Source organism: Lysobacter enzymogenes (assembly GCF_017168095.1).
In the GTDB taxonomy this organism is placed as follows: domain Bacteria; phylum Pseudomonadota; class Gammaproteobacteria; order Xanthomonadales; family Xanthomonadaceae; genus Lysobacter; species Lysobacter enzymogenes_D.
Genome location: NZ_LXSD01000358.1, coordinates 1 through 7,371, shown reverse-complemented (window position 1 = coordinate 7,371; position 7,371 = coordinate 1). Strand labels below are relative to the sequence as shown.

Here is a 7,371-nt window from a genome sequence, read left to right as displayed (position 1 = left end):
GACCCGGCCGCTTGCGGACGGAAGCCTTTGATCTTGGCGGGTCGTCAGGCGAAACCAACGGGCGTAGGCGAGGTTTGTCGTAGGTGAGTTGGCGCGGTCGCGACTCGCGTCGCTCCTACAGTCGGAAACGCGGCCCTCCGCAGACCGCGCCCCACGTCGAAACCGCCACGCCAACCCCCAACAACGAAAAAGGCCCCCCACCGGGAGCCTTCTTCCTCGCAGCCGATACGCGGCGCAGCCTCGCGGCCGCACCGCGCACGCCGATCAAGCCGCCGCCTTCTTCGACTCGTGGAACTGCTCCTCCTCGGTCGACCCCTTCAGCGCCACGGTCGAGGACTGCCCGCCCTGGATGGTCTGGGTCACCGCATCGAAGTAACCGGTGCCGACCTCGCGCTGGTGCTTGACCGCGGTGAAGCCCTTCTCGGCCGCGGCGAACTCGGCCTCCTGCAACTCCACGAACGCGCTCATCTGCCGGCGCGCATAACCGTGGGCGAGGTTGAACATGCCGTAGTTCAGGCTGTGGAAACCGGCCAGGGTGATGAACTGGAACTTGTAGCCGTAGGACGCGATCTCCTTCTGGAACTTGGCGATGGTCGCGTCGTCCAGGTTCTTCTTCCAGTTGAAGCTCGGCGAACAGTTGTAAGCCAGCAGCTTGCCCGGGAACTTGGCGTGGATGGCCTCGGCGAACTTGCGCGCGAACTCCAGGTCCGGCTTGCCGGTCTCGCACCACACCAGATCGGCGTAAGGCGCATAGGCCAGGCCGCGGCTGATCGCCTGGTCGAGGCCGTTGCGGGTCTTGTAGAAGCCTTCGACGGTGCGCTCGCCGGTGGTGAAGGGCTGATCGTTCGGGTCGATGTCGGCGGTCAGCAGGTCGGCGGCTTCGGCATCGGTGCGCGCGACGATCAGGGTCGGCACGCCCATGACGTCGGCGGCCAGGCGCGCGGCGACGAGCTTTTCCACCGCCTCGCGGGTCGGCACCAGCACCTTGCCGCCCATGTGGCCGCACTTCTTCACCGAGGCCAGCTGGTCTTCGAAATGCACGCCCGAGGCGCCGGCCTCGATCATGCCCTTCATCAGTTCGAAGGCGTTGAGCACGCCGCCGAAACCGGCCTCGGCGTCGGCGACGATGGGCTGCAGGAAGTCGGTGTCGCCGGTGCCCTCGGCGCACTGGATCTGGTCGGCGCGCAGCAGGGTGTTGTTGATCCGGCGCACGACCTGCGGCACCGAATTGGCAGGGTACAGCGACTGGTCTGGGTACATCTCGCCGGCGATGTTGGCATCCGCCGCCACCTGCCAGCCCGACAGATAGATCGCCTTGAGCCCGGCCTTGACCTGCTGCATGGCCTGGTTGCCGGTCAGCGCGCCGAGCGCGTTGACGAAGTCCTCGGTGTGCAGCGACTTCCACAGCTTGTTGGCGCCGAGCTTGGCGATGGAATGTTCGACCGGCACGGTGCCGCGCAGGCGCACCACGTCCTCGGCGGAGTACGGGCGGTTGATGCCGCTCCAGCGCGGGTCGGTGGCCCATTCGTGGCGCAGTTGGTCGGCGGTCGGCAGCGGGTGGCTCATGACATCGATTCCTTGCGTGTGGGTCGTAGCGACGTGGGATGAATTTCGAAGAACCGCTTTACTCGTTCCTCGTTCCTCTTCACTCGTTTCTGATTTCAGCGGAGCCAGGAACGAGTGAAGAGGAACGAGGAACGAGTAAAGCGGGGAACGGCATGGCTCAATCGATGCGTTCGTAAGCGGGGAGCGTAAGGAACTCGGCCAGCGTCGGTGCGTGGGTGAGTTCGTCGAGCAGCGCGATGGCCTCGCCGAGCTTGCCGGCGCCCGGCAGCTTCGCCTCGCCCGCGAGCTTGCTCGGCAGGCCGATCAGCGCGCGTTCGAGCAGGGCGAAGTCGACCGGCGTGCCGTCGTCGAGGAACAGCGACGGCGCGTGCAGCCATTGCCACAACTGGGTGCGGGCGATCTCGGCGGTGGCGGCGTCTTCCATCAGCCAATGGATCGGCACGCAGCCGTTGCCGTCGAGCCAGGCGGCGAGGTAGCGCACGCAGACTTCGACGTTGCCCTCGAACCCGGCGCGGGTGATGGTGCCGAACGAGGGCTTGATCAGGTCTTCGGCGATGATCAGCACGTCCTCGCGCAGCACGTGCTGCTGGTGCGGGGTCGGCATGCGCTCGTCGAAGATGCGCATCGCCAGCGGGATCAGCGCCGGATGCGCGACCCAGGTGCCGTCGTGGCCGGCGGTGACTTCGCGCAGCTTGTCCGCGCGCACCTTGGCCAGCGCGGCTTCGTTGGCGGCTTCGTCGCCGTTGATCGGGATCTGCGCGGCCATGCCGCCCATCGCGTGCGCGCCGCGCTTGTGGCAGGTCTGGATCAGCAGTTCGGAATAGGCGCGCAGGAACGGCTGGGTCATCGTCACCTGGCCGCGCTCGGGCAGGATCTTGTCGCGGTGCGCGTGGAAGGTCTTGAGGTACGAGAACACGTAGTCCCAGCGGCCGCAGTTCAGGCCGGCGATGCGGCTGCGCAGCGCGTGCAGGATCTCGTCCATCTCGAACACCGCCGGCAAGGTCTCGATCAGCACGGTGACCTTGATCGAACCCGGCTCCAGCTCCAGCTCGCGCTCGATGTGCTCCAGCGCGTCGTTCCACAGCTGCGCCTCTTCCATCGACTGCAGCTTGGGCAGGTAGAAGTACGGGCCGCGGTCCTGGGCGGCGAGCGCGGCGGCGTTGTGGAAGGCGAACAGGCCCAGGTCGAACAGGCCGCCGGAGACCGGCGCGCCGTCGATGCGCAGGTGCTTCTCGTCCAGGTGCCAGCCGCGCGGGCGCACCATCAGCACCGCCTGCTGCTCGAACGGCTTGAGCACGTAGCGCTTGCCGGTGTCGGGCGCGACGAATTCGAGCGTGCCGGCGACCGCGGCGGCGAGCGCGCGCTGGCCGGCGATGAGGTTGGCCCAGGTCGGCGCGGTGCTGTCCTCGAAGTCGGCCATGTAGACCTTGGCCCCGGAGTTCAGCGCGTTGATGACCATCTTCGGGTCGACCGGGCCGGTGATCTCGACCCGGCGGTCGAGCAGCGCGGTCGGCAGCGGGGCGACGCGCCAGCGGCCGGCGCGAATCGCGGCGGTGTCGGCGCGGAAATCGGGCAGGCCGCCGGCGTCGAAGAAGGCCTGGCGCTCGCGGCGCGCGGCCAGCCGGGCCTGGCGGGCGGGTTCGAAACGGCGGTGCAGGTCGGCCAGGAACTCGAGGGCGGCCGGGGTCAGCACCTGCTCCTGGCCGGCGGCGCGGCCGCTGAGCTCGATGCCCTCGCCCGGCCCGCGTTGTCCGGGACGGGGGTCCTGCCACTGCGTCATGACTGCCGACATGTTGCGACTCCTGTGGGGGAGGACCGCTCCCAGCGAGCGCGTCCCTGGAGTCAGACCATGCGGCGGCGTGTTGTATTTGACAATCAAGTTTTTTCAATGCATATCATTTGCTTAGCTTATATATGGAATTCACGTGACTTCGACGCGTTCGCTAAGTCCGCGATTTGCCTACAAAAGCGACAAGCTCAAGCCGCTGCGCGCGTTCTGCCAGACTGCCCGCCTGGGCTCGGTCTCACGCGCGGCTGAGGCCCTGTACCTGAGTCAGCCGGCCGTGACCCTGCAGTTGCAGGCGCTGGAACGCGAAATGGGCGTGCGCCTGCTCGAGCGCAGCGGCCGCCGGCTGAGCCTGACCCGCGAGGGCGAGGCGCTGTACGAACTGGCGCGGCCGCTGGTCGAGGGCCTGGACGGGCTGGAGGGCGTGTTCCGCGAGCGCATCCGCGGCCTCGACGCCGGTGAGCTCAACGTCGCCGCCGGCAGCTCGACCATCCTCTACCTGCTGCCGAAGATCGTCGAAGCCTTCCGCGCCGCCCACCCCGAGGTGCGGCTGACCCTGCACAACGTCACCGGCGCCGGCGGCCTCGACCTGCTGCGCTCCGACGGCGTCGACCTGGCCGTGGGCTCGATGCTCGACGTGCCCGGCGACCTCAGCTACGCCCCGGTCTACCGCTTCGAGCCGATGCTGATCGCGCCGCGCGACCATCCGCTGGCCAAGCTCGACCCCCTGACCCTGCAGGACCTGAGCCCGTACGGCCTGATCCTGCCGCCGCAGCGCCTGACCACCTACCGCATGGTCGACCTGGTGTTCCAGCAAAACCGCGTGCCCTACACCGTGGCGCTGGAAGTCGGCGGCTGGGAAGTGATCAAGCAGTACGTGGCGATGGGCCTGGGCATCAGCATCGTCACCGCGATCTGCCTGACCGAAGCCGACCGCGCGCGGCTGTCGGCGCGTTCGCTGGCCGAGTACTTTCCTTCGCGCAGCTATGGCGTGGTGGTGCGCAAGGGCAAGTATCTGTCGCCGCAGGCGCGGGCGTTCACCGAGCTGATCCAGCCGGCGCTGTTCGAGCGGGGGGATTATTACGCGACGGGGCAGTCGGATCGTTGAGGGCGGCCCTCATCCGCCCCTTCGGGGCACCTTCTCCCGCGAGCGGGAGAAGGAACAGCAAAAAGCCCCTCTCCCGCTTGCGGGAGAGGGGTTGGGGTGAGGGCAAACCGCCCGCAAAGTCAGCTCAGTAGCGAGCGCTCACCTTGACGCCCGAGAACGCGCTCGCCGCATGCACGGCCACGTACACATACCCCGCCGGCGGATTGGCGATGGTCACCGATTCCGCATTGCCGGCCTGGGCCGAGCGGTACTGATACGAATCGCGCGACGGCCAGTTGCCGGCGCTCACGTACAGGTCCGCGTTGCCGCTGCCGCCGGCGGTGTCGATGCGCAGCTGGCTCACGCCGGCCGGCAGGTACAGGTAGAAATACGCGTAGTTGCCGGCGCTGGCCGCGGCGTTGCTGCGCGCGCAATTGCGCCCCAGCGTGCGCGCGTCGCCGCCGCTGCATTCGGGCAGGCCCGGCTCGCTGACGCTGATCGACCGCGTCGCCGTCGCGGTCGCGCCGCGGTCGTCGGTGACGGTCAGGGTGACGGTGTAGCTGCCGCCGGCGGCGTAGGTCTTGCTCGGGTTCGCCGCGGTCGAGCTGCTGCCGTCGCCGAAGCTCCAGCTGCGCGCGACGATGCGGCCGTCGCTGTCGCTGGAGGTGTCGGTGAAGCTCACGCTCAAGCCGCTCGCCGCGACGCTGAAGTTCGCCGTCGGCGGCTGGTTCGGCGTGCCGGTGCAGCCGCTGCCGCCCGGGTCGGCCACGCACGGCAGCCAGGCCTTGAACGCGGCGTCGTTGCTCTGGCCGATGCCGGCCATGTAGGTCGCATAGCCGCTGTAGTCGCCCGGACGGAACTTGGCCAGGATCGCGTTCACCTGCGCGCGGCGCTGCTCGAACATGAAGCGCACCGCCAGGTAGCCCCAGCGATAGACCCGGTTGGTGCCGCTGTCGTAGTCGTTGGCGTAGACCGTGCTGAGCGCGTAGGTGCCGCGCGCGGCCTCGGCGATGGCGCCGTCGTTGGCGAGGTTGCGGTACTGGTAGGACAGGTACTCGGCGAAGCCTTCGACCCACCACACGGTCTTTTGCTGCATCGCCGCCTGGAAGTCGCCCCACATGTCGAAGCGGCCGTCGAGGTAGTGCACGTATTCGTGGGTCAGGTTCCAGATCTCGAACGTCGGCCGCAGCCACTCGGCTTCATAGGCGATGAAGCGCGCCTGGTTGCCCGGCGCCGACGGATCGCCTTCCAGGTACATGCCGCCGTTGTTGGTGTCGATGCCGAAGATCGCGCCGGCGTAAATGCCGTAGTCGTCGCTGCTGTCGAACACCGCCATTTCCAGGCTGGCGTTGTTGTCGCCGGCCACCGGTACGCCGCCGGTGGCGAGCTCGCGGTGGAAATAAGCTTCCTGCCCGGCGACGGTGGCGCAAGCGCTGGCCAGTTCGTTCGCGCTCATCTGCTGCGCGCGCAAAGTCAGCGTGGCGCTGCAGGTGTGTCGGATCGGCAGCGCCGCCGCCTGCAGCCGCGATACGAAATCGCACTGGCCGTAGTACGCGCAATTGCCGGCGTCGTAGTACTGCGCCATTTCGCCGACGCCGACCCACAGCCGCGCGGTCGTGCCGGTGATCGCGCTGCGGTCGATCAGCGCCTTGGCGCGCGCACGCGCCAGGGTCTTGAGCGCGCCGTCGTATTGCAGGAAGCGCGCCATTTCGCGGCCGGCATTCGACACCAGATAGGCGCGGTCGGTGCCGAGCAGGGCGAAGTTGCGGTTGGCGAAGTTGTACAAGGTGTCGACGATCGAATTGTCCGACTGCACCAGGGTGCGGAACGCCGCGTCCTGGTGCCCGCGGAAGGTCACCGTGTAGGCGTTGTTGACCGCGACCTTCATCCAGTAATACGCGTCGAAGCGGCTGTCGTAGCTGTCGAGCAGGCGCTTGACCACGTACAGATAGCGCGCGTTCTCGGTAGCGCTGTCGATCAGGGTCACGTACTCGGCCAGGATCTCGCCGTGCACGTCGTCGATGCGGCCGAAGTTGGCGTTGGCGGCGAACGCGTCCAGCGCCGGCCGCACCGCGTTGCGCAGCGCCGCGCCGTAGCTGCCGACCGCGTTGTCGTAGTACTGCACGTAGTAACCCGCGCGCAGGAACAGCACCAGTTGCAAGGTGCCGCCGGCGTTGCTGCCGTCGTAGGCGCGCGCCGAGGCGGCCAGCGCATCGGCGACGCTGACCATCTGCGCCTCGCGGAAGGTGGCGTAGGCCTGGCTGCCGCTGAGGCCGAACAGTTCGTTGACGCAGTCCGGCGCGGCGGCGCGCACCGCCGCGGCCAGCGCGGTTCCGCTGAGCGCGCCGAAGGCGTTCGGATCGCAGGCCGCGGCCGCCTTGGCCGTGCGCGCGAACGACAGGCGCGAGGGACGCTTGAGCGGATCGCTGCGTAGGCTGGCGCCGTCGTAGGCGCTGTCGGCGCGGTCGGGCAACAGCGGTTGCTGCGGCGCGCGCTGGGTCGGCGCCAGCGCGCGCGGCTGGCGGTGTTCGCCGAACAGCTGGCGTTCGGTGGCCGGCTGTTTGCGCGCGGCGCCGACGGCGCTGCGCGAAGCGGCGAACGGTGCGGCGGCGGCGCGGTGGCCGGTGGCCGGCGCGGATGCAGCGGACGCGGCATCGCTGCCAACGGCAGCGGCCGAAGCCGCAGACGAAACCGCGGTCGCGGCCGGCTCGAACGCGGACGGCATGGCGAAACCGGCGAACACGGCTAACGCGGCGGCGCCGGTCAACAGGGCCCGCAACGGGCCCGGACGGAAAACGAAGAACATCGCGAATCTCCTTGATGGAAGGACGGCCGCGGCGGCCGCGCGGCGCGCGGCGGCGCCTGCGCGAACGGCGGCGGCCGGGACGAATCGGACGACGGTGGTGCGGCGCGCCTGCCGCGCGATGTGCGG

The 7,371-nt window shown here is 68.8% G+C and carries 4 protein-coding genes; 1 reads left to right on the top strand and 3 read right to left on the bottom strand.

Features of this window, described 5'->3' with window-relative positions; translation table 11 throughout:
- Positions 1-264: 264 nt before the first annotated feature.
- Both aceA and aceB read right to left on the bottom strand, forming a co-directional pair.
- Positions 265-1,566, bottom strand: coding sequence for an isocitrate lyase (gene aceA, locus A7A76_RS14055; RefSeq protein ID WP_206411772.1), 1,302 nt, complete (start codon positions 1,564-1,566; stop codon positions 265-267).
- Positions 1,567-1,723: 157 nt separating this feature from the next.
- Positions 1,724-3,358, bottom strand: coding sequence for a malate synthase A (aceB, locus tag A7A76_RS14050; protein ID WP_428995151.1), 1,635 nt, complete (start codon positions 3,356-3,358; stop codon positions 1,724-1,726).
- A gap of 133 nt (positions 3,359-3,491) precedes the next feature.
- Here aceB and A7A76_RS14045 point away from each other — a divergent pair, with 133 nt between their 5' ends.
- A complete protein-coding gene (locus A7A76_RS14045; RefSeq protein WP_206411771.1) occupies positions 3,492-4,460 on the top strand; it encodes a LysR substrate-binding domain-containing protein in 969 nt (322 codons plus the stop codon).
- 124 nt (positions 4,461-4,584) lie between these two features.
- Here the strand turns inward: A7A76_RS14045 and A7A76_RS14040 are convergent, their stop codons facing one another.
- Positions 4,585-7,245, bottom strand: coding sequence for a collagenase (locus A7A76_RS14040; RefSeq protein ID WP_206411770.1), 2,661 nt, complete (start codon positions 7,243-7,245; stop codon positions 4,585-4,587).
- Between the last annotated feature and the right edge of the window lie 126 nt (positions 7,246-7,371).

Bases quoted from the DNA above. Each gene is read 5' to 3' on its own strand.
- aceB (WP_428995151.1), bottom strand. From the start codon at position 3,358: ATGTCGGCAGTCATGACGCAGTGGCAGGACCCCCGTCCCGGACAACGC.
- aceA (WP_206411772.1), bottom strand. From the start codon at position 1,566: ATGAGCCACCCGCTGCCGACCGCCGACCAACTGCGCCACGAATGGGCC.
- A7A76_RS14040 (WP_206411770.1), bottom strand. From the start codon at position 7,245: ATGTTCTTCGTTTTCCGTCCGGGCCCGTTGCGGGCCCTGTTGACCGGC.